The following is a 20,749-nucleotide window of genomic DNA, read 5'->3' as shown; positions in this document are numbered from 1 at the left end:
TTTGCGACATACCCATTTAATTACCTGAATAATTGGAGTTAAAAACATGGCAACGATTAAACGTACAGCAGCTCGTTATGGTCAATTTGGTGGGTTTAGTCCCTACGGCAATATGACTGTACTGACGTATGCTTTAGCCACAAATGCAATTGGTGCGGTCATTGATTCGGATTCTGTCGCTGCTATTGCAGCAGGTGATGTAATTGATTTGGGTGAATTGCCACAAGGCATGCGTCTTGATGATGCCCAGATCATTGTAAGTACAGGCATGTCTGCATCCATTACAGGCAAATTAGGTTTTAAATATTCAGATGGTACCGATCACTCAGACGTACCTGAAGATGATGCTTACTTTCTGAATGCAGGTGATTTGGCCACAGCTGGTCGAATCCGTGCAGCGGGTTCTAAATTGTTGACTTTGCCAAAGTCGGCACGGCTGATTTTAACCATTGCGGGTGCTGCGAATGCCAAAGTCAGTGATTTGAATGTTGTGGTAACTGGTGAATTAAAAGGTCCTCGTTAATTCTTAGTTTTAGCGTTTGGCGGTGTAGGTTAGTTTGGTGGCTTACATCGCCTTTTTTCTATAAAGATTTAAGGAACAGAAAATGAAAACACTTGCTATCGCTATGCTTTGCCATTCAATCAATGCTGCCTATTGCCGTTCACTTGGTGATGATACACAACCGAGTTGGGATGATGCGCCCGATTGGCAACGTAACAGTGCAATTGCTGGTGTAGAAATGCACTTGGCAAACCCTGATGCTACACCTGAGCAATCGCATGAGTCATGGTATGCACAGAAACAAGCTGAAGGTTGGAAGTATGGGGATGTGAAGGATGTTGAAAACAAGTTACATCCATGCTTCTTGCCTTATGATGAATTGCCTCAAGAACAAAAAGCGAAAGACTATTTATTTCGTGAAACAGTTCATCTAATGAAACATTTGCCTGATATTGAAGAATATTTGGCATTAGTAGATGAAGTTAAAAACCTACGTCAGAAACAGCAATCCAATGTAAGCATTATGGCATCTCAGCCTTCGTTGGGTAAGGCAACTGGTATTCCTGTCCAATATGTTGGGAAAAAATCGCAGTATACTGATCGTTTGTATGGTTCAAACTTAGTATTTGGTCGTGGTCAGGTGCGTAACGTACCGAGTGACATTGCAAGCAAGTTATTAAATCATCCTGAGTTTCAGCACTATGAGCAGCATTTAGTTGATACACCTGTGAATGACTGGGCTGAAATACTCCACAAAGATGATACTCAGACAATTTTAGATCAGGCTCAAATTGAGCAAAATGAAAAATTGGATGAAGAAAATCGCACCATGGATGAAATTGAAATTGTAAATCGCATGGATAAAAAAAGCCTGCTTGATTATGCCCAGACAAAGTATGACCAAAAGCTAGATGGACGTAACAATGTTGGTGCTTTGCGTGAGCATGTGGTTGGCTTAATCAATCAGTTTGGAGTTGTGTAATGCAATTAAGCGATTTGATTAAACGCTTTCGCATAGATGCCAATGACAAGGTTGAACCGTACTTTAATGATGATGAAAGTGTAACGAGTTGGCTCAATGAAGCTGTAAATGAAGCCTGTATTCGTGGGCGTTTATTGCATGAAAGTGAGAATACTGAGGTATGCAAAATTCCTGTTATCAAAGATATGGCCCATTACAAGCTACATGATGCCTTATATGAAATTAGCCGTATCTGGTTTGAACCCGCCAATGGTGTGGCGGGTTCATACATTGCCCTGACATCTGCCGAAGATTTAGATCGGACTTATTATGAAAATTGGAAAACCTTAACAGGCTTTCCTCGGTTTGCGATTCAACATGACACAGGCCTTCGCTTAGTGCCAACTCCTAATTTAGAAGGGGAGCTGCAATTAGAAGGTTATCGTGTCAGCATTCAGCCTATGGTTTTAGATACGGATGTGCCTGAGATTAATCCAATACACCATATTTCTTTAATTCAATGGGCGTTACATAAGGCATTTAGTGTGCCTGATGCAGAATTTTTTGACCCTAATCGTGCAGCAATAGCAGAGCAGGCTTTCACAGATTATTTCGGTATTCGCCCTGATAGTGACCTACGTCGTATGACCCGTGAAGATGTTCCGCATGTGGTACAGCCTTTTATGCCATAACTTTTAATCCGATATAAACCAACCCCTGTAAGGCTAAAGCTTTTCAGGGGTTTTTTACATAATGATCTTACCTATTTTATTTAATCATGCACAAATATGGGCAAACGTATTATTGATTTAAAGACTGAAGATACGCTTTACATTGGCGATGCTAAGGTGCAATTGATCAAAAAATCAGGACAATTGGCTCGAATTTGTGTTGAAGCGGATAATCACATTGAAATTAAACATGAGCGCATGAGTGCTTGCGATTCAACTATGGAGACTCAAGCACATGGCTAATACCCTCTACGATTCAGCGCGTAAAGGCTACCTGGAAGGCCAGTTCAACTGGTTATCTGACACAGTTAAAGTTCTACTGGTAAGTACAAGTGCCTATACCGTCAATGCTGGTACGCATAAATTTCTGTCTGACATTTCCGGTTCTGCGCGTATTGCCGGTCCAGTCACTTTAACAGGTAAGTCCACTGATGGCGGTGCAGCCGATGCCAACGATGCAACATTCACAGCGGTTTCTGGTGGTGCGATTGGTGCCATCGTAATCTATGTAGATTCTGGTCAAGAAGCTACAAGCCCATTATTGGCCTATCTTGATACTGCAACCGGCTTACCGATCACGCCTAACGGTGGTGACATTATTATCACGTGGGACAACGGTACTAATAAGATCTACAAGGTGTAAGCACCATTATCGCAAGCGCCTACATTTCGTGTGGGCTTTTGGAGTATCTAAATGTCCGAAAATAAACCTAAGCCGATCATCGTCCAAATGGAATCCATAGCACCTGAGCCGATCACCATGGGCGGTGATGTGGTTTTTAAGCATGATTGGTATCGTCTAATTAATACTGCGCCTTTTCAAATGTACTGCCGTGAAATATATGGTGATGAAACTCGTGGTACCCACAACATCGAAGAATGGATACGTGAAGCTATCGAAGAACACGTACTGGAAGATGAGGATAAATTCTTTAAAGCATTTGGTGAGTGGCATAGCGCGAAAGGCTATTGGAAGAATGAAACCGTGTACGGTGAACCATTATGAATAAATGGTTTAGCTTTTCAAATTTCGGTGCACCGCAATTCACCAATAGCTTTGGTGCGCTGATTAATGTATTAGATGCTTGCCTGGTGGATGGATATGGCAATCAGGATGTGACCAGTATTGAAGTCGCTGACGGTATGGCTATTGCAAAATTTGAAAACTCGCACCTTTTAAAGCAATTCCAGGTTGTTGAAATTTCAGGCGCAGCAGATTCGAGCCTGAATGGTGAATATCGGATTCTCGGTTTAACTGCAGACACAATAGAATTTTCCGTCAATGCAGCCGATCAAATTGCCACTGGTAGCATTTCGTGCAAGGTTGCTTCACTTGGTTGGACTAAGGTTTTTAGTGGTGATCAAAAGGCAGTATATCGTGCAAAAGATATAGCCGCTAACCCTTATTATCTTCGTGTCGATAACAGCCGTGATCCAGTTTACAACGAAAATTATGCGAAATTTGCAAAAGTCGGGATACTGGAAGGCTGTTCTCACATCGACGACTTTAGTGCAAATCAGGTGCCTTACGATGTTTCCAACCAAAATAAGAACTGGGTTGGCACCGGCTCCGGAACATCAGCAGTTAATGGTTGGGCGAAATGGTATCACGCAATAAGTGAATATGGGGGAAGCAGCCAGATCAATGAAACCTCAGCACCATCATCGACTGAGAATGGCGAATGGACCATTGTGGGATCCGATGACTCTTTCTATTTGATGAGTATGCCCATCCGCAATGGGGCCATAGAAAGTAATAAAATCACTGCCACTTATACTTATGGTTTTGGTGTTACTGAGAAGAAGGGTTTTCGGGTGCCTTTCTTGTTGGCCCATCTGCGTAATGTTGCGGTCAACTCATCTGAGTTCTTTTTTAACAGCAATCCCTTGCGTTATGGTTGGGCGCAATCCACTGTTACGATGACAACAAACAACGGTGCATATAGTCAAGACCTTGCCGCATGGCCGCAATACTATTTGCCAACTCGAAATACAAGCATTACCACAATGTTATCCGGTACTGGTGCAGGTGTTTTTGCCAATCCTGAGCCTGGAATTTACTTTAGCAAGGTGATGTTGCATTCAAATAGTAATGCATACCTGGGGGCTTTCCCGATTTTATATAGTATGCAAACTTCCTATTTAAACCATCCAGATAATCACACTTTCACCGAGGATGGTGAATGTTATCTGATTAAACGTGTGGCACAGGCTAATTCGGTAGGTGCATTTATCTTTAGTTTGGGTGAGCTATGAGAATTGATAGAAAATTCACCCTAGCCAAAGCAGAAAGGGCAGAACTTTTAATCCAGGGTAAGACCACTAGGGAAGGTCTGCCAGTTTCCTGTGCGGTGCGTGTATATAATCGCTCTAGCGGCGAACTGATTAACTATTGCCGTTCCGATAGCAATGGCAATTATAAGTTGCTCGGAATACGCAATGGTCAAAATTATGTCATTGCGATCCCCGATGATACTGGCTACAACCTGAGCCGACATGATCGGATTGGATAAGGTGATATGACGGACTATCTCCCTCCGAAACGCAGCAGCATCTATCTTGATTTTGAAGATGGCGATTACATTCAGCCATCCCGGTCAAAAGTCAACCTGAATTTTGAATCTTCCGCACCTAAAGAAGATATAACTATTTATGTTAGCGGTGCTGACCAGACCTTGTTCGGTGTCACTGCTATCGGGAATAAGAACAATCCGGTATATCCTCAAGGTGCTTATTTTTCTGCGTTTGGTACGTCCAGTTTAAAGCTGTTTCATATTTTTGTTAGAGTACGTGGCGATGTGATGACGCGCTACGGTGCGCCATCGATCCAGAATAAAAATAAAGTTATCAAACCTTCGGGGCGAACTTACACCGCTTTTGGTATTACCCATGTCGCCAATGGGACAAACTATATTCGTCCTGGTGGTATGGACTTCTTTGATCCAGGTAAGCCAAAAATTGAGAGCCTTCGCGCTTATGTTAAAGCCGGTGCTTATGACTTCTTTAGCCCTGGTAAACCACGGATTAGCTATAAAGAGCAGCACGTTCAGACCAAACAGGCCAATGCCCATACGGTTTTCGGTGCCACCCAAATAGCACATGGTGTGCGATATATTGAGCAGCGTAGCCCACAACCTTTGACGCGATATGGTACGGCATGGCTTTCGTTCTCCCCACGCTACATTGAGCCACGCGGTATTTTTCAGCAATTCCCTTCGTATCATCGTATTGGCGGATCACAGACGGTCAAAATGGAAGGTTTTGACTTCCTTCGTTTCGGTATCAGGATTATTCCAGAAAACCAAACGATTCGACCAGAAGGGTTTAGTACCCTATTCGGTAATACCGAGATCCGAAACAATTTACATCCAATTAATCCAAAAGGGTTTCTGACTGTAGGTGAGCATATTGGATTGCGCTTTGGCCATGTTACGGTATTTAATTCAACGCAATACTTATTGCCATTCCATGACAACACAAGTAAAGCGGCTGGACCATTATTTCCGGATACAAAGCTGCATGATATTGCCAACCGTAACCGTACCATTCAAACACACGGCAGATTAAGCACTGTATTTGGCTATTCCGACCTGACCAACAAAGCACGTGTGATTTATCCAGTTGGTATGGCTTCACCTATAGAAGTAGAACCCACAAAAACGCTTGTCGCAGATGCTATACGCTTTATCAAGCCTGAATCAATTGAAGCACCGCGTATTAGCACTTGGCACAATATTTGGTTGGGTGCTCAGAATAAACGTATGCAAGGTCCTGTGCTCACATTGTATGGTGTGCCATATATCGAGAATACCCGACGGATCTATCGCTTTATTAGCCTGGGTGAGCAGACATTATTCGGTAAAGGGATGATTTCTCATGCTGTGCGTCACGTTCATATTCAGGAGTGGCACAGCATTGCACCTCCAACTATTCCAATGCCAGAGGTTAAGCTAGGTTTGCGCTATGTTGAGCCTATATCGATCGATAGTGTACGTTATGGTTGGTCTTACGTCACAGAGCGATTTACCAAGATTGCACCGCACTGGGTGCATATTAATCGAGTTGGCGAACCAAGTGTTCGCAATGTCACCCCACAAGTAAAACCATGGCAATTTGAATCCACTGAGTACGGTACTGCTTATATCGGCTTATATACACGCCATATCAAACCTAGTGGACTAAATGCTCAAGGATTTGGGCGCTTCCGTATCAGTGACCGAAAGCAAGGTATTGACTTACGCAGTTACGGTATTCAACCACCAACCATTACAAAGCTACATAAAATTGAAAACGTTGGAGCCGGACAGTTACTGCCGCATGTGATCTATCCCATACCGATCACCACAATAAACTTTGAAAACCGGTCGGACAAGCTGCATAAAGTCCGTCAGAACGTGCTTCGTCCAGAAAGCAAAGAACCGATGACTTCATTTGGTAACAATAGGATTCATGCCAATTCGATTCGTGTCGAGCCTGGCTATTGGGAAATCCTGATGGGTACGCCAGTGGTGGAGCATAAGAACCGCACGATTTTTGTTGATTCTAAAAACTGTGATTTCCTTACCATCGGTAATCCACGTATGTCACCGCATACCATTTGGGCCGTAGTCGAAGCACCAAACCAAGCTAGAGAGAACCATGTGCGCCCAATTCTACCGCTACATTATGTGGATGGGCGTACCGAATCCGGTAATACGAAGTATCCAGGTATCGAAATTGGTACACCACGCATCGGTCACAAAAACCGTCGTCTTAATCCGTCTGGTCATCTGGCTTTCGGTATAGGCAAGCCGACCATATATAACGTCATCACCAAGATTGGGCCGAAAGGATGGAGCAGCTTGCGCATGGGTGTGCTCGGTCCGATTGGTGATCAACACATTTACTTCCGACCTAAAGATCCGATGACACAATGGGGGTTGCCTAACGTAGTAAGTTTCATTAGGTATGATGGGAAATTAAAACCTGCAGGTCTAGTCCTGACTGAAATTGGCGAACCTGTTATTGATTTCTTTCACCGGAGCATTAGGCCGCATGGTCTGAGTTCACAAGCTATGGGCTCCAGTAAATCAGGCGACAATCCGTATATGTGGCAGGGGCTTCGTGTAGGTGAACACGTTCCGACTAGGGTTGGCGGATTGAGCTTTGTTCAGTTCGGAATAGCATGGATTAGCTACAAGGTACGTGAAGCCGTCGTGCAAGGAGATGATTTTGCCGTGGTAAGTGAATACGAACCAGGTAAATTTAATCTGAAAATGACTATTAGAAACGCGATACAGCCAGAATATCCAAGAACACAACAGATCATTACAAAGGGCTTTATCGATCAACAGTTTGGATCTAGCGATGTTAAGCTGAAACTTCATTTCATTCGGCCAGATGGAAACTCGGATAACTTCCGCAAAGGAGGGCTTTAATTCATGCACGATCCTCGTCCATACGGACTGTTTAGTCGTGGTGCGGAACTTACCGCAGACGATGTTTCATTTATTGATCAGTGCTGCAAGAAAGTAAGTAACTTTAAGCAGCTGTCAAATTTGGAATCAATCAAATATACCCGGGATTTACCCAACGGTGGTTTTGTGATTGTCCAGGATGCTGGTGGGGTATTTCGTGCACTCGCCTATAAACCTATAGCCATAGAAGATAGCCAGATGGGTACTGGTGTAGTTCAATTTACTATGCCTATGCTGTTCTCAGGAGCAATTGATCAAGCTATTGCGCGAAATGGGAATGGTCTTGAAGTTCATTTAACCTCCATGTGCACACGACGGTTGAGTGGTTACACTGGTACTCCGGTGGCTGCAACGCAGGTTTTACAGCGATTCCGGTGTCCATACAGTGAAGAAAATAAAGCGATTCTAGTACCACAATTTGCACAAGGCTTAAATCCGGCTAATGCGTTATACACGCAATATCATGCCCTGGTATCAACCTGGTTTTCAGGAGCTATGGCAGAAGCAGTGCAGATTGTAGGCGGCTTTGGACGACAGAAACTAGATGAATTACCCGACGATCCGGTGGAACGTGCGGTGTTCACTATACCGCCTAAATATATGGAACGGATCAAGGCTGAAATTGGCGAGAATGTTCGCTTGCCTGGTTATGTAGGATTGCCAGATGAAGAAGGCAAAATCCCCTTTAGTTTTACTTTTCACAAGACAGATATTATTAGTTTTGATAACCAGAATAATCCCTGGCTTGTCCGTGTACAGCCAAGCGGTGTATGGGCTATGCCGTTACCAATCATCCCCATGAGCACCACAGAAGCCTTTCGTGAATATATCGTAGAAGTAGGTGATACTGAGCTTGAGATGATCTTGGACCGGTTTGGTGGTATTCCATCTGGTGAAGGCTTCCCCTTAAGTGAAAGCGATTTTGTGCGGTGGTGGAGTGCAGGTGTCATCATTAAAGTCTGTGATACGTCTGACTTTTATAGTCATTCTGCTTACAGCACCGTATGCGGTTGGTCCACCAATCTCAATGGCACAAACCTGATTAACACCTGTTACGACTATAAAGACAAGTATTGTTTCGGATTCACCTACCAGATCAATCTACAGCTTTCAGCTGCTCAGGATAGAGGATGGGTAAAGGGTCGCGCATTTAATGATGATCCTCCTAACGATCCGCAGAAAGTCGCACAGTATCTCTCAGAACTGTTCAATGAGATCAGTGAGGAAGGGCATAAGTCAGCCAGTATCCGTTATAAGCTGCGCCGTGTCCCTATGTCGGAAATCGAAAGTCGGGCCAGTCGTTCTGGTGCATCCGATGTGGAGTATTGGGATAACTACCGCTGTGAACCGATTGCGTCACATACAGGCCGGGTAAGCTGTACTAATCAGGGGTTTCTTTACAGCGGTATGCGTTTCAAATTACCTGAGCCGTTTTTTTGGGGCTGTGTGCACATGGACTTCACACCGCAAGAATATAAAGATTCCTATCCTAAAATAGATACCATCATCTTCGCCTACTATATTGGGGATGATCTGAAAGTGGTTAAAAACTTCCTGGATGAACGTAAGGTGATTAAGGAAACCGAAGGGAATTTTGAAGATGAAGCCAACATGGTGGTGGGAAGTTGGGAGCAAACAGAATACCAGGGCTTAACCGGGTTGGCCGGCAATTACTATTCCACCGACTTCGATAATCGACAAGAGATAGCACCGACAGAAGTGTACAGTACATTGTTGGGTAAAGACCTGGGTTATGGTAAACCTCTTGCTATATATCATTTCTACTTCTGGACAGATGGTGTATTGGCACGATACAGGTACTTCACCCATCAAAAGTTACAACACACCAAATATGGCAAACAGGCACGTGAATGCTTTGTGGTACCGTTTTTATGCCGTAACGCTGTAATGTACGCTTATGAAGAAAGTACCAATAGTGAACGCATTAAGGAATCATTAAAACGGTATAGTGCACGTGATCCGAATGACTATGAAATGTGGACCTATGATTTTTCCTGGCATTGGTCAGATGGTGGCTTAAAGAAAACCGGAAAACCATTCCCACAAAATTCCAATCCAGTATGGGCCGAAGTCCACCGCTACCAAAATAACGGATCAGCCATCAGTGATTTCGCTGACGAAGGTGACTGGATCGGTCCGATGCCTGCTGACATCACCCAATATGTCAATCCTCCTTCTGGTGGGATCACTCTGATTGAATACGGCGGTGATCCACCTATTGTGGATGAGTGGGAGGAAGATCGAGTAATTGAGCCTGAAAAGAAATACATGCTCAAGGTATCAATCAAGGATATACCCATTACGATTCATACCCAGGAGCATAACGATAGGTATTACAGCGCATCACCCGATAGTTATGGAAATGTGCTTTATGAAGATGCCTGTAAGGTTATGTTTGGCTCAGTAAACTATGCCAATATTTCAGAAGGGTTTAAACGGCATCGTTATGGCTACAGTCGCCTGGCAAATAATGAACATGCACATACCTTCATTGGTGTGATTAACGAATAGGGGGCCGTATGGCTGTCAAAAAAATACCAGCATTCCTTGGAATCAATAACATCAAGGAAGATGCAGCACTCGAAGTTGGTGGCGATGCTGCAGGGCTGTTTGTGCGTGATGCGGTGAATATCAATTTTAGTGATACTGGTCGCGCAGAACTAGCCAAAACTATGCAACTACAAAGCAGCAAGGCTATCCGTGATTTATGGCAATCACCATTACATAAGGAATGTTTTGCGGCATTAGATACTCAGTGGGTTAAGGTCAATCCTGACACATGGGAAACAGAGCCATTGGTCGAATGTGGTCAAGGTCCCTTGTTTCATATTGTTTTGAATAACCTGGTATGTATGGCCTGTGATAATGGGATTTTCACTTACGATGGTCAAACTGCAAAACGCCTAACCATTGATACACCAGCCAGACCACAAGCCAATGTGAAATCTGGGTATAGCCTAGATCAAGGTGATTATAGTTTTGCGATTTCTTGGTTGGCCAATGGGCTTGAATCAGCATTATCAGAAATTGAAAAAATGCAGTTATCGGATAAAAGTGGTGTGCAACTGCAATTGCCGATGTGCCTGGACAGTAGTGTGACGCATGTACGGATCTATATGACTGATCCTGGTGGTGGCGAACTGCGACAGGCGTTTGAATTGCCTATTGACACCATGAGTGTTGATATTCCAGCTTTACCTGAATTGGGTCGGGCTGCGACTTTCCAGTACCTATCCCCAATGAAAAGCGGTAATTTCCTACGTTTATGGCGTGGTCGTTTATGGGTAGTGCGTTCCAATGTGCTGTATTTTTCCGAAGCCATGACTTACCACTTAACAGACGATAGATATAACTTTATCCAGTTTCCGCAGCGAATCCGTTTTATTGAACCGGTGGATGGTGGTATCTGGGTGGGTCAAGCCGATCATGTGGTTTTCTTGCGTGGTCAGGATGTGCGCAACATGGCGATAGAGCAAAAGGCATCACGTGCGCCAATCTATGCAAGTAGTGTTGTGCTGCATAGTGATATGGTTAAGTCACTTTCTCAGGGCGGTACATGGTGTGCAGTGTGGCTGGCTGAGAATGGTTTTGTATTAGGAACATCAGAAGGACAGTTGGTGGAAATACAATCTGATGCGATTTATGGAATTACTGCAAATTCTTGTAGGCTTGTAGGGTTTGATAACCGATTAGTGGCAGTTGTAAATTAGGTTTTATTTACAACATAGGCCATAGCTATGGATGCAAAACTACAGCGCGTTTTAATGAAAGACGCACTCAATGAAAATTTCGATGAAACTGAAGAAGGTATTTTCTTCCCGAAGCATGGTTTTATGCTTTCAGGTGAATACATGGATCGGGTCAATGGTGGCGAAGCGACATTTACAAAAAACCTGATTCCGAAAGAAGCATTAATCCATGTGCTAAACGTGGCCATTGGATCTAAAGCAAAGCCAGCAGGTTCATATTTGGCATTGTTTAACGGTGCTACTGCGCCTGCAGATAACTGGACAGCCGCCAACTTTGCTGCAACAGCCGGTGAAATTGTTTCACTGACTGAGGGCTATACCAATGCAACACGCCCTCAATTTGTCCCTTCAGATTCTACCGATCAAAAATATATCGATAACTTTGGGAATGTGGCCAGTGTAACTATTGCAACAACCTCACAGGTCAATGTGACCGGTGTTGCTTTACTGACCAATAACCAGCGTGGCGGTACTACCGGTGTGCTGCTTTCAGCCACCAAGTATCCGTCAGCGCGTGTATTCCAGAACGGTGATGTGTTTGAAATCGGTTATCGCATTACTGCAACCTCATAAGATCTAAAGCACTGGTGTATTGCCACCAGTGCTTTTTATGGAGCACAGCATGGCGATATATCGTGACGATGCACTAGAAAACATCTTCTTATCTGATAGCACTTGGCTACGCTCAAAGGTTATCGCAGAAGATCGAATTGTTTTTGCGGATATTGCCGCAACGACACTCAAAGTTTTTTCAGAAGATTCCTTTAGTCTGGCCGATGAACTTAGCCAATCTGGTGCCATTTCAATTGCTGTAGATGGTTTTAGCTTATCTAATCAGATCACAGGGCAACGTATTGCGCGTACCCTTGTATCTGATCAAGTGAAGCTATTTGATGCAGCCTATCATTTTACGGCTGAGAATACCCAAGATCAGTTCACACTAGATGATTTTACGCTATCTACAACGCTAACTTTGAGTACCGATTCTATTCATTTTGTGGAATCCATCTCTAGCCAGCGATATTCAAGAATCCTGAGCAATGACCAATTTAAACTGGTGGATCAGGCAAATACGGTTGTATCTGAACAGCTTATTGATAGCATTCTTTTAGGTGACTTCACACAGGATAAGTTGCGCGTACAAAGTTATTTAATCGATTCGATTAGCTTTGGTGATCAGGATTTATCTAGTGTGCAGCTATACAGTCATGCGATTGACACACTAAGACTTGGCGACAGTACACAATCCAAACTGATTGGTCGGACTAATAGCCATGATTACTTATCGCTATACGATGAAATCAAGGATAGTAAAATCTATGGCCAAGCATGGACAGCTAATACAGATACTTGGGCCATGAGCCGCTACATGCCATTTTCTTTTGATGGCTTGACTGTCATTAACGACAAGCTATATGGATGGAATGACAAAGGTGTGTTCTTGATGGGCAAGCCTGATCATTTAATTCATGGCTTAATCGAAACTGGCAAGTTAGATTTTGGTGATAGTCTGGTACATCCTACAGCAGCTTATCTTGAATATGAAATGAATGGTCAGGACAAGCAGTTGAGTATTGCTGTTACTTCTACCCAAAGCGGAAAACCTACAACCTATACCTATATGCTGCCAAATGAGGAAGCTGATCACTTGACCAATGGTCGGGTACTGTTTGGCCGTGGCTTAAGGGGTCGCCATTTCTCCTTTGCTATTTCTATTGCTGCAACTTCTGCGCAGATTAATGCTCTATCCATGGACTTCACCAAAACGACTAGGAGAATATAATGAGTACAACTTCAAGAGTTGAGCCGGATGGAGTGATGGATGCTGCCATTACTACAGTAATGGATCAGATGGATAAGCTAGATAGTGTGGCCGGACGCTATCGCCATGAGCTTTCGCAATCTTTAGCAGGCATCAAAGATATTACGGTCACTCAGGTAGATCCACCGACACGAATGTCAGTACCAGAAACACCGGTACCATCAATTGATTTGTCTGGAGCACCGACTTTTCAGGCTGTGCAATTTGATAAGCCTAATCTGCCAGAATTTCAAAGCATTGAAAACTTACTCAGTGAATTAAGTTTAGATGACTTGCAAATGCCAGATGCGCCAGTCATGCCAACAATGGAATTGCCAAGTGCGCCAGGTATGGCTGCAATTCAGATACCTGTTCGTCCTCAGATAGACACAGATATTCAACTACCAGAATCACCAACCTTAGAACTCCCACAAATGGATGATCTCAAGGAAATTGATATTCCAGTTTTTGAATTTCCTGAATTACCAGACTTTAATGGTGAGCCACCAAGCATTAGTGATGTTACGGTACCAGAAGTATTTATCGAATGGGGTGAGCCAGAATATAAGTCCGAGATCTTGGATGAATTAGCGAAATATATTAAGGATGGAATTACTGAAGGCGGTATCGGTTTACCTGCTCCAATAGAAGAAGCCTTATTTAATCGTGCACGTTCACGTGAGAGTAAAGAAACTTCACGTGCAGTTCAGGAAGCCGTCAACGACTGGTCTACACGTAATTTTTCTATGCCGCCTGGTATGTTAGTCAAGCAGGTCGCAACAATTCGGGAGCAGGGACAGTTAAGAGCGAGTGAATTAAACCGCGATATTCTGATTGAAGCCTCAAAAATGGAAATCGATCAGCTGCGCTTCTTGGTACAGCAAGGCATGTCACTGGAGCAGCTGACCACCAATATTTTCAACAACGTCACCAATCGGCTATTTGAGATTGCGCGGTACAACGCTGAAAGCCAAATCAATGTATTCAATGCACAGATTTCTTTTTTTAATGCACAGAATGAAGCATTTAACGTGTTGTCTGGCGTGTATAAGACCAAGCTAGATGGCGCACTAGCCAAGTTGAGTGCGTATAAAACTGCAGTTGATGCACAGGTGGCGATTGGTCAGGTTAATGAGCAGTACGTGCAGGTCTACAAGGCCAAGATGGATGCGGTATTGTCCAACGTAGAAGTGTATAAGGCATTGGTGCAAGGCGCATCGGTACGTGCTGACGTGATCAAAAATCAGTTTGATTCCTATCGTGCCGATGTTCAAGCCTATAGTGAACAAATCAATGCTGAAAAGGTCAAGGTCGAGGCTTATGAAGCGCAGCTTCGGGGAGAGTCAACCAAGGCTACTTTATTTGATACCCAAGCACGTGCTTATGCGTCCACAATTCAGGGCGTACAAGCAAAAGCCGATGTAAAAGGCAAACAGATCCAATTAAAAATGGAAGCTGCCCGTGTATGGATTGGTAAATATCAGGCCGATCTCGAAGCATACAAGGCTGAACTGCAAGCCAACCTTTCCGAAGTGCAGCAAAATACAGCAGCCTTTTCTGCAGAAGTGGAAGCATGGCGTGCATCAGCTAGCATGGAAGTCGGTCAAGCAGAAATGCAATCACGTTATGCCGACATGAACACTCGGACCAATATTGCTTATGCTGAAATGCAACTCAAGGAGTATGAAGCCAAGATGCAGAAGGCGATTCAAGAAGCCAATATTGCACTGGAATCTGCTAAAGCTATGGGGCAGTACACGGCACAATTGGCAGCAGGTGCCATGAGTGCAGCACACGTATCCGCTAGTATTAGTGGTAGTGGTTCTGCAAGCACATCAAGCTCACGCAGTAAAAGCGAGAGTTTCAGCGAAAGCCACAACTACAACTACTAACCCTGTAAGGCTAACGCAAGTAGCTTAGATTGATTAACCATACATGATATTTATATTGGAATAAGTGTCATGTACGGCTTAAAAAAACGTTCAAAGCAAGATGAAAATGGACTAATTCAAGGTGCAGGTACTGGCACTTCTGATGATATTAAAAAAAATGTTCCAGCAGGCAGTTATATTATGCCTGCCGACTCTACCCAGAAAATTGGTGTAAATAATTTAAAAAATCTTGGTAAACCCTCTACTGAAGTGAATGTATCCAATGGCGAATATTTGCTTCCACCAGAGCAGTTACAAGAAATAGGCGGGCAGTTTCTACAACGCTTAAAGCAAGCAACTCATACACCAACGGAAAAACCACAACTGGGATTTAAACCTGGGAAAAAAACTCCAGAATTGTTTTTTGCAAATGGAACTGATGAAAATGGTGTTCCTGAGCTTTTAAAACGCCGTGAGCAAAACCCTATGATGAATCAAGGGATTGGAAATACTTTAAGTAATGGATTTGGAAAAGCATCTCCTCCACCTGATTCACTGCCAAACACTCAAGCTCAAACAGCCGCACCTCCAAAATCTAATGCCAATTTTGGACTTGGTGAGTTTGACTTGGGTCTTGAAATGCCTAAAGTCAATTTGGGGCAGATGAATCCTGCCAATACTTTTAGAGCTGCTTTTTCTACAGCAAATGAAGGCAAGCCAGCATCATTGGAACAACCTGCATCGGGTTTTGATTTGCTTAAACGCCGTGAGCCAAGTCAAAACCCGATGATGAACAATGGTATAAAAGATACTTTAAGTTCGGGATTCCCATCTAGTGCAGCACCAAAATCTCAAGCCTCATTAGTACCATCAACAACCAATACAAAGCCTGCGGTTACCACAGATGCACCTGTGGCCACCAATACTGAGAGCAATAATCAGGAGCAGCCAAAAGTAGATATGTTTGACTTAAATCAAGCATCGGTTAATCCAACACAAACCCAAGAAAACCCTTATGCCATTCAGCAAAAAGGCAATGCTTTTAGTTATGCAAACCCAAGTGCGGCTGCTCAAGCTCGTGCAAATGGTGTACCTGAAACACTTGGTCTAGGTTTCAAAGTCAATTCAGCTGGTGATCCTGCAGGGGTGAAAAACTTATTAGCAAATACCCGTGAAATGGGTGCAAGCAATGAGCAAATAAACCGAGCTTTGGCACAACGTGAACTAAATATGGGCATGCAAGGATATGCAGGCATTGCTAAGCAGCCAGAGCGCCCCGTAATGTCGGATGAAGAGAAAGCAAATCGTGCATATCTAGCAAATCAGATTAAGTCAGCAATTGACCCGAAATTTGGGCCTACAGCTAAACAAGCTGAAGCGTTACTTCGTTTGTCTAGTAACGACCCTGATGCAGCAGATTTATATAAAACTGATGCCAATAATGCTGCAGCATTACAGCGTGAAGCAATGGGGCAAACTGGTCAAAACTACCGTGCTGAATTAGGTGAGCAAGGGGAAAATAACCGCTTTAACTCTAACCTAAACTTTGAAGCACAGAAATTTAATGCGACTAATAACTTGGCGAATCGTCAGTTTAGTGAAGAACAGTTGAATAATATGCCCGCAAGAATGAAGCAGGCTTATGAACTCAATTTACTTAAAGCCTATGAAGCCGCTAAAACTCCAGAAGAAAAACAATCTATTGCTGAGAAATATAATTTTGCGACTGGACGTGCTGAGCAGCAACAGAAACGAAGTTTAAAAGCTGTGTATGGTGGTCAAACACTGACAGATCAGGGCGCAATTCGTAATCCTGATATTCTTATAGATGAAGGCACAGGACAGAGAATTGATTATGATTCACCGTCGCAACGGCAGCAAAACACACCTCAAGTTGGGGCAGTCGTTAATGGATACAAGTATAAAGGTGGAGATATAAATAAGCCTGAATCGTGGGAGAAAGCTTAATATGCCAATGAAAAAAATGGAAACAACAAGCCACCCTAGATAGGGTGGCTTTTTTAATCCTTACTCCAATTCGGATTCATATTTTTTACTTTTAACTTGATGATCTTCAGCAAATAATCCTGAAAGATATTGAGCGATTTCTAGCAATTCAGCATTATGCCATTCTTTACCTAGTTCCTTATTCTGCTTTACAGTAGAAACCAGTGCACCAATCCACGATAATTGAGATTGTGCCAAAGCATGGGCATCTAATAAATCGCCTGCGTCATAAAATTTGACTTGTTTATCGAGCTGTACCATACTGTTCATAGTTAATATTCCTGTGTTAACAACACTAAAGCTCCGACTTTGCTAAGATTCAGGAGCTTTTTTGTTATCTGATTAAATATTTTGAAAGCCTTTTTCTTTATTTACTAATCCTGTGATCCGAGTCAAACCAAATGCCGTAACACGCATATGCAGATGAATTAACTCTTCGCCAGTGTTTTTATTTTTTACAATAGGTGAAGGCCTGTTGATGAAAATCCCTTGGTCTTGCCTAATTGAATAAGGCTGCAATCGTCCATTACTCTCTCTATATATCCATTTTTTCAGTAATAACAGGGCGATTAAGTCCTTTTGCTTAATACCTATTGTTTTTGCAACTTCACGCAGGCAGTAAGTATTGTCAGTATCAGCAATGGTATCAAGTGCTTGCGCTTTGGGTTCAAGCTTTTCAACTTTCTGGGTCAGTTCAATGTTCTGCTTTGCCTGTGTTTCAATTGCTTGTAACAAGTGATACGGATTTGAAATATCAAACACTGGTTGATTTTGACTTGTAGCAACAGAGTCAAATGTACGAATAACTTTTAGATTAAAAGATGGGCTGATCCACATAGCATACGAATACACCAGCTCTTTTACAACGTATGTACCTTGTTCTAAGCCACCACGAGTCACGCTAACTGGTTGAATTTGTTGCGAGGAAGGAATTCCTCCCTCGGTTAATTCTTGAACAAGTGCTTGTGTTTGCTTATTTTCAAGAAAAAATTTTGGTTTGTTTTTCTCAAGTGAGCCACTTGCTTTGTGTAAGTCATTCAAACAAAAACGACCTTGCGCGTCAGTGCGGATTTCAATTCCATCTATAGCAATATGAGGTTGTACTAATGCATTCATGCTGCCAACTCCTCTGTAAAAAACTTCACCAATTCAGGAGAGCTTTTTTTAAAGTCATCTAGCACTTCAATACAAATATCTTGAAAGTTATTTGCGATTGATGTGGCTAAATGCGCCAGCGTTTTAACAGTTGGAGATAGTTCTGATTTTTCAGCAATTACAGTTGTTAATGCTGAAATTTCATCAAAACGATTGTTTGCGATTCGTACAAATTCAAGCAAACTCCGTAATTGTTGTTCACTGACTTGAACTTGCTTGTCATGGGTGAAATAGGTTATATTCGACATAAGAATTCTCTCTTATTTGACGTAGTTGAGACATTCGAAACCTTGTGATCTTGGCGGAGAGCAAGGTTTTTTTGTGCCTATTGGTTTCATGCTTTCGCACCCTCTTGTTGTTTCTGCTCTCTTAGCCAGTCCTCAACAATTTTATTGAGTTGAGCAGTCAAAGATCGGCGATTCTTGATAGCTTGGATTTTCAATTCTTCTACTATCTCTTGTGGCATACGCACATTTACTTGTTGATCATTTCTAGCCATTAGTTTTCCCATTTATGTTAGCGTTTTAATAACATAGCAAAACAATAACATTGATGTCAATACATTTTGTTAGCATAATGCTAATTTTGCTCAATAGAGATAAACTGATGACTGAAGATACGCAGTTTAATTTACGTTTACTTAAGTCGATAAAAGATGACATTGCTAAAGCAGCAAAGAAAAATGGGCGATCTATAAATAGTGAAGCTGCATTTAGATTACAAAAAACACTAGAGCAAGATGAATTTATGTCTTCTTCGAATGGTTGTGCTGAAATTATTGATGCTGTACTTGAAGCGGAATCGAATTCAAATGAATTGCAAACAAGATTAGATAATATTGGAGTTTCAGAATCTGTTGATAGCTCGATATTTACTTCCCGCATACTGAAGAAGTTAGAAGCGATTGAAAAAAAATTAGATGAAAAAGATAAATAAAGCCGACTCGTGTCGGCTTTATCTTGATTGCTTTAATTACACTGCATTTGCCCACCAATGCTTTGGCACGAACCACCAGTGGTTGGGAAATATGTATCACCTGCACCACGGTTGTATCGTGTGCCATCAGACCCCCAGCAACCAGCCCCATCACAGTTTGTAATTATTGATGGTGGACGTTGTGTCATTGGGGCAGAGTAAGAGCTATTGGAATTGTTAGCAGGGGCATCTAAACCATACATTTTTGCAAGCGTATTCATTTGATTCACTGTAAGTTGTCCATTCTCTGAGCCTGCGTAAGGCGTACTAGCTTCTTTAATGATCTTCTGGCGCAAAGCTTCTTCTTCAGCAGAGCGTGTAGGCTGACGAGGCACAGTATAAGTATTTTGACGAGTGCCCTGATAGTGATTTACATACGTGTCAGGAATGGATGAATTAGAGCGATAAGTTTGTTTAGGTGCTGGTGTACTGGTTGTACCCAACGATCGTAAAGTTTCTATATTCTGTTGTTTAGCACCCTTAGGTGGTGGTTGTCTTGAATAAGTAACACTGCCATTCTTATCGACCCATTTGTAAATTTTTTGTGCAGATGCTGTATTGATAGATAAACCGTAACCACATAAGAAAGCTAAAAAAAGTAATTTTGTGTTTGATAAAAACATAACCCTACCAAAAATTTAATAATTATCTGAAATTAAAATAATTTAAATCCCCTACAAAGTCCACCCCCCTGTAAGGCTAACGCCATTTTATCACTGCTTTTTAAGATAGATTTGCAGGCTAGACCGTACATCGAAAGGGAAATGTATAGCACCGTCCATTTTCTTGCCTGTCATCTTTTTTGACGGTCAGGTGCAGAAAATGAATATGATGACCAATTTAACCATGCGTGGCATGGTGTCAAATGAAAATGGAAAACCTACGACAACCAGTTATGCTATTGCTGAAGCTTTCAATAAAACACACAGTCATGTAATGCGTGATATTAAAAAGATTGTTAAGCAGTGCGGTGAAGAATTTGCTAAATCCAATTTTGGATTAACCTTTGAAAACAAGAAGATAGGTAACACAACAAGAACCACACCGTTTTATCGAATTTCTAAAGATGGGTTTATGTTGCTTGTCATGGGGTTCACTGGTGAAAAAGCAATGAAAACCAAAATAGACTTTATTAATGCATTTAACTGGATGACAGAACAATTAACTCAAGTTGTTCAATCAAAATGGGCGAGATATAACCAAGTTAGTCTCGATCATAAAACAAGAAAGCAGCAAGTCAGTTGTTCAGCTCGTGATATGCGAGCTTGGCAGGATGATAAAGTGGTATTGGAAAATGAACTTGCACAATTGGAAATGGAACTACAACCACAGTTGCAATATTTGAATTAAGTTTAGTTGACTGCCATATAGGCAGCTTAGAAAGGGAATAAGCATTCCTCAAAATTTTGCATAATGTTCACTGCCATATAGGCAGCTTAGAAAAGAGGGGGTATGCAGATTGTGCATACCCTTTTGTTCACTGCCATATAGGCAGCTTAAAAGTATAAAAACCCTGTAAG

At 42.4% G+C, this 20,749-nt stretch carries 21 protein-coding genes; 16 read left to right on the top strand and 5 right to left on the bottom strand.

What is annotated here, in order from left to right:
• The first annotated feature begins 46 nt into the window (after positions 1 to 46).
• From HYG89_RS06295 to HYG89_RS06230, 14 genes are all read left to right on the top strand, one after another.
• Positions 47 to 523: a hypothetical protein gene (locus HYG89_RS06295; protein WP_178866699.1), complete on the top strand. Its 477-nt coding sequence runs from the start codon at positions 47 to 49 to the stop codon at positions 521 to 523.
• A gap of 82 nt (positions 524 to 605) precedes the next feature.
• Entirely contained in the window at positions 606 to 1,484 is an 879-nt protein-coding gene (locus tag HYG89_RS06290) for a RyR domain-containing protein (RefSeq protein WP_178866697.1), read from the top strand.
• Positions 1,484 to 2,155: a hypothetical protein gene (locus HYG89_RS06285; protein WP_178866695.1), complete on the top strand. Its 672-nt coding sequence runs from the start codon at positions 1,484 to 1,486 to the stop codon at positions 2,153 to 2,155. The genes HYG89_RS06290 and HYG89_RS06285 overlap by 1 nt, the downstream gene beginning before the upstream one ends.
• Before the next feature lie 96 nt (positions 2,156 to 2,251).
• Positions 2,252 to 2,437, top strand: a complete 186-nt coding sequence (locus tag HYG89_RS06280; protein ID WP_178866693.1) for a hypothetical protein — start codon at positions 2,252 to 2,254, stop codon at positions 2,435 to 2,437.
• Complete coding sequence (locus HYG89_RS06275) at positions 2,430 to 2,837, top strand: hypothetical protein (protein WP_178866691.1); 408 nt, start codon at positions 2,430 to 2,432, stop codon at positions 2,835 to 2,837. The genes HYG89_RS06280 and HYG89_RS06275 overlap by 8 nt, the downstream gene beginning before the upstream one ends.
• A 51-nt stretch (positions 2,838 to 2,888) precedes the next feature.
• A complete protein-coding gene (locus HYG89_RS06270) occupies positions 2,889 to 3,200 on the top strand; it encodes a hypothetical protein (protein ID WP_178866689.1) in 312 nt (103 codons plus the stop codon).
• Positions 3,197 to 4,450, top strand: a complete 1,254-nt coding sequence (locus HYG89_RS06265) for a hypothetical protein (protein WP_178866687.1) — start codon at positions 3,197 to 3,199, stop codon at positions 4,448 to 4,450. Before HYG89_RS06270 ends, HYG89_RS06265 begins: the two co-directional genes overlap by 4 nt.
• Positions 4,451 to 4,713: 263 nt before the next feature.
• Positions 4,714 to 7,611, top strand: coding sequence for a hypothetical protein (locus tag HYG89_RS06260; protein ID WP_178866685.1), 2,898 nt, complete (start codon positions 4,714 to 4,716; stop codon positions 7,609 to 7,611).
• Positions 7,612 to 7,614: 3 nt separating this feature from the next.
• Positions 7,615 to 10,182 (top strand): hypothetical protein, encoded by a 2,568-nt coding sequence (locus HYG89_RS06255; RefSeq protein WP_178866683.1) that lies wholly within the window; start codon positions 7,615 to 7,617, stop codon positions 10,180 to 10,182.
• Positions 10,183 to 10,190: 8 nt separating this feature from the next.
• On the top strand, positions 10,191 to 11,381 hold the full coding sequence (locus HYG89_RS06250) for a hypothetical protein (RefSeq protein ID WP_178866681.1): 1,191 nt from the start codon (positions 10,191 to 10,193) through the stop codon (positions 11,379 to 11,381).
• Between the two features lie 27 nt (positions 11,382 to 11,408).
• Entirely contained in the window at positions 11,409 to 11,993 is a 585-nt protein-coding gene (locus tag HYG89_RS06245; protein WP_178866679.1) for a hypothetical protein, read from the top strand.
• 49 nt (positions 11,994 to 12,042) lie between these two features.
• A complete protein-coding gene (locus tag HYG89_RS06240; RefSeq protein WP_178866677.1) occupies positions 12,043 to 13,203 on the top strand; it encodes a hypothetical protein in 1,161 nt (386 codons plus the stop codon).
• The gene (locus tag HYG89_RS06235; protein WP_178866675.1) at positions 13,203 to 15,113 is read left to right on the top strand and encodes a hypothetical protein; all 1,911 of its coding nucleotides are present in this window, start codon (positions 13,203 to 13,205) and stop codon (positions 15,111 to 15,113) included. The genes HYG89_RS06240 and HYG89_RS06235 overlap by 1 nt, the downstream gene beginning before the upstream one ends.
• Positions 15,114 to 15,182: 69 nt before the next feature.
• Entirely contained in the window at positions 15,183 to 17,060 is a 1,878-nt protein-coding gene (locus HYG89_RS06230) for a hypothetical protein (RefSeq protein ID WP_178866673.1), read from the top strand.
• A 60-nt stretch (positions 17,061 to 17,120) separates the two neighbouring features.
• Here HYG89_RS06230 and HYG89_RS06225 read toward each other — a convergent pair whose 3' ends face one another.
• The 4 genes from HYG89_RS06225 to HYG89_RS06210 all read right to left on the bottom strand — a co-directional run bounded on the left by HYG89_RS06225 (position 17,121) and on the right by HYG89_RS06210 (position 18,753).
• A complete protein-coding gene (locus HYG89_RS06225; RefSeq protein WP_178866671.1) occupies positions 17,121 to 17,369 on the bottom strand; it encodes a hypothetical protein in 249 nt (82 codons plus the stop codon).
• 72 nt (positions 17,370 to 17,441) lie between these two features.
• Positions 17,442 to 18,215, bottom strand: coding sequence for a KilA-N domain-containing protein (locus HYG89_RS06220; RefSeq protein ID WP_178866669.1), 774 nt, complete (start codon positions 18,213 to 18,215; stop codon positions 17,442 to 17,444).
• Positions 18,212 to 18,502 carry a hypothetical protein gene (locus HYG89_RS06215; RefSeq protein WP_178866667.1) on the bottom strand — a complete coding sequence of 97 codons (291 nt, stop codon included), beginning with the start codon at positions 18,500 to 18,502 and terminating at the stop codon, positions 18,212 to 18,214. The genes HYG89_RS06220 and HYG89_RS06215 overlap by 4 nt, the downstream gene beginning before the upstream one ends.
• An 86-nt stretch (positions 18,503 to 18,588) precedes the next feature.
• Entirely contained in the window at positions 18,589 to 18,753 is a 165-nt protein-coding gene (locus HYG89_RS06210) for an Arc family DNA-binding protein (RefSeq protein WP_178866666.1), read from the bottom strand.
• A 107-nt stretch (positions 18,754 to 18,860) separates the two neighbouring features.
• On the opposite strand from HYG89_RS06210, the gene HYG89_RS06205 reads away from it, so the two are divergent.
• Positions 18,861 to 19,190 (top strand): Arc family DNA-binding protein, encoded by a 330-nt coding sequence (locus HYG89_RS06205; RefSeq protein WP_178866665.1) that lies wholly within the window; start codon positions 18,861 to 18,863, stop codon positions 19,188 to 19,190.
• 32 nt (positions 19,191 to 19,222) lie between these two features.
• Here HYG89_RS06205 and HYG89_RS06200 read toward each other — a convergent pair whose 3' ends face one another.
• The gene (locus tag HYG89_RS06200) at positions 19,223 to 19,852 is read right to left on the bottom strand and encodes a DUF4124 domain-containing protein (RefSeq protein ID WP_178866664.1); all 630 of its coding nucleotides are present in this window, start codon (positions 19,850 to 19,852) and stop codon (positions 19,223 to 19,225) included.
• A gap of 199 nt (positions 19,853 to 20,051) precedes the next feature.
• On the opposite strand from HYG89_RS06200, the gene HYG89_RS06195 reads away from it, so the two are divergent.
• Entirely contained in the window at positions 20,052 to 20,579 is a 528-nt protein-coding gene (locus tag HYG89_RS06195; RefSeq protein ID WP_178866663.1) for a Rha family transcriptional regulator, read from the top strand.
• The last annotated feature ends 170 nt before the right edge of the window (positions 20,580 to 20,749 follow it).

The organism is Acinetobacter sp. SwsAc5, assembly GCF_013391485.1.
Lineage (GTDB): Bacteria > Pseudomonadota > Gammaproteobacteria > Pseudomonadales > Moraxellaceae > Acinetobacter > Acinetobacter towneri.
This window is presented reverse-complemented; position numbering and strand designations above follow the sequence as displayed.

Excerpts from the sequence above, each read along its gene's own strand:
- HYG89_RS06245 (WP_178866679.1), top strand. The coding sequence starts at position 11,409 with ATGGATGCAAAACTACAGCGCGTTTTAATGAAAGACGCACTCAATGAA.
- HYG89_RS06240 (WP_178866677.1), top strand. The coding sequence starts at position 12,043 with ATGGCGATATATCGTGACGATGCACTAGAAAACATCTTCTTATCTGAT.
- HYG89_RS06290 (WP_178866697.1), top strand. The coding sequence starts at position 606 with ATGAAAACACTTGCTATCGCTATGCTTTGCCATTCAATCAATGCTGCC.
- HYG89_RS06215 (WP_178866667.1), bottom strand. The coding sequence starts at position 18,502 with ATGTCGAATATAACCTATTTCACCCATGACAAGCAAGTTCAAGTCAGT.
- HYG89_RS06295 (WP_178866699.1), top strand. The coding sequence starts at position 47 with ATGGCAACGATTAAACGTACAGCAGCTCGTTATGGTCAATTTGGTGGG.
- HYG89_RS06270 (WP_178866689.1), top strand. The coding sequence starts at position 2,889 with ATGTCCGAAAATAAACCTAAGCCGATCATCGTCCAAATGGAATCCATA.
- HYG89_RS06255 (WP_178866683.1), top strand. The coding sequence starts at position 7,615 with ATGCACGATCCTCGTCCATACGGACTGTTTAGTCGTGGTGCGGAACTT.
- HYG89_RS06205 (WP_178866665.1), top strand. The coding sequence starts at position 18,861 with ATGACTGAAGATACGCAGTTTAATTTACGTTTACTTAAGTCGATAAAA.
- HYG89_RS06230 (WP_178866673.1), top strand. The coding sequence starts at position 15,183 with ATGTACGGCTTAAAAAAACGTTCAAAGCAAGATGAAAATGGACTAATT.
- HYG89_RS06250 (WP_178866681.1), top strand. The coding sequence starts at position 10,191 with ATGGCTGTCAAAAAAATACCAGCATTCCTTGGAATCAATAACATCAAG.
- HYG89_RS06225 (WP_178866671.1), bottom strand. The coding sequence starts at position 17,369 with ATGAACAGTATGGTACAGCTCGATAAACAAGTCAAATTTTATGACGCA.
- HYG89_RS06220 (WP_178866669.1), bottom strand. The coding sequence starts at position 18,215 with ATGAATGCATTAGTACAACCTCATATTGCTATAGATGGAATTGAAATC.
- HYG89_RS06285 (WP_178866695.1), top strand. The coding sequence starts at position 1,484 with ATGCAATTAAGCGATTTGATTAAACGCTTTCGCATAGATGCCAATGAC.
- HYG89_RS06265 (WP_178866687.1), top strand. The coding sequence starts at position 3,197 with ATGAATAAATGGTTTAGCTTTTCAAATTTCGGTGCACCGCAATTCACC.
- HYG89_RS06275 (WP_178866691.1), top strand. The coding sequence starts at position 2,430 with ATGGCTAATACCCTCTACGATTCAGCGCGTAAAGGCTACCTGGAAGGC.
- HYG89_RS06260 (WP_178866685.1), top strand. The coding sequence starts at position 4,714 with ATGACGGACTATCTCCCTCCGAAACGCAGCAGCATCTATCTTGATTTT.
- HYG89_RS06235 (WP_178866675.1), top strand. The coding sequence starts at position 13,203 with ATGAGTACAACTTCAAGAGTTGAGCCGGATGGAGTGATGGATGCTGCC.
- HYG89_RS06210 (WP_178866666.1), bottom strand. The coding sequence starts at position 18,753 with ATGGCTAGAAATGATCAACAAGTAAATGTGCGTATGCCACAAGAGATA.
- HYG89_RS06280 (WP_178866693.1), top strand. The coding sequence starts at position 2,252 with ATGGGCAAACGTATTATTGATTTAAAGACTGAAGATACGCTTTACATT.
- HYG89_RS06195 (WP_178866663.1), top strand. The coding sequence starts at position 20,052 with ATGAATATGATGACCAATTTAACCATGCGTGGCATGGTGTCAAATGAA.
- HYG89_RS06200 (WP_178866664.1), bottom strand. The coding sequence starts at position 19,852 with ATGTTTTTATCAAACACAAAATTACTTTTTTTAGCTTTCTTATGTGGT.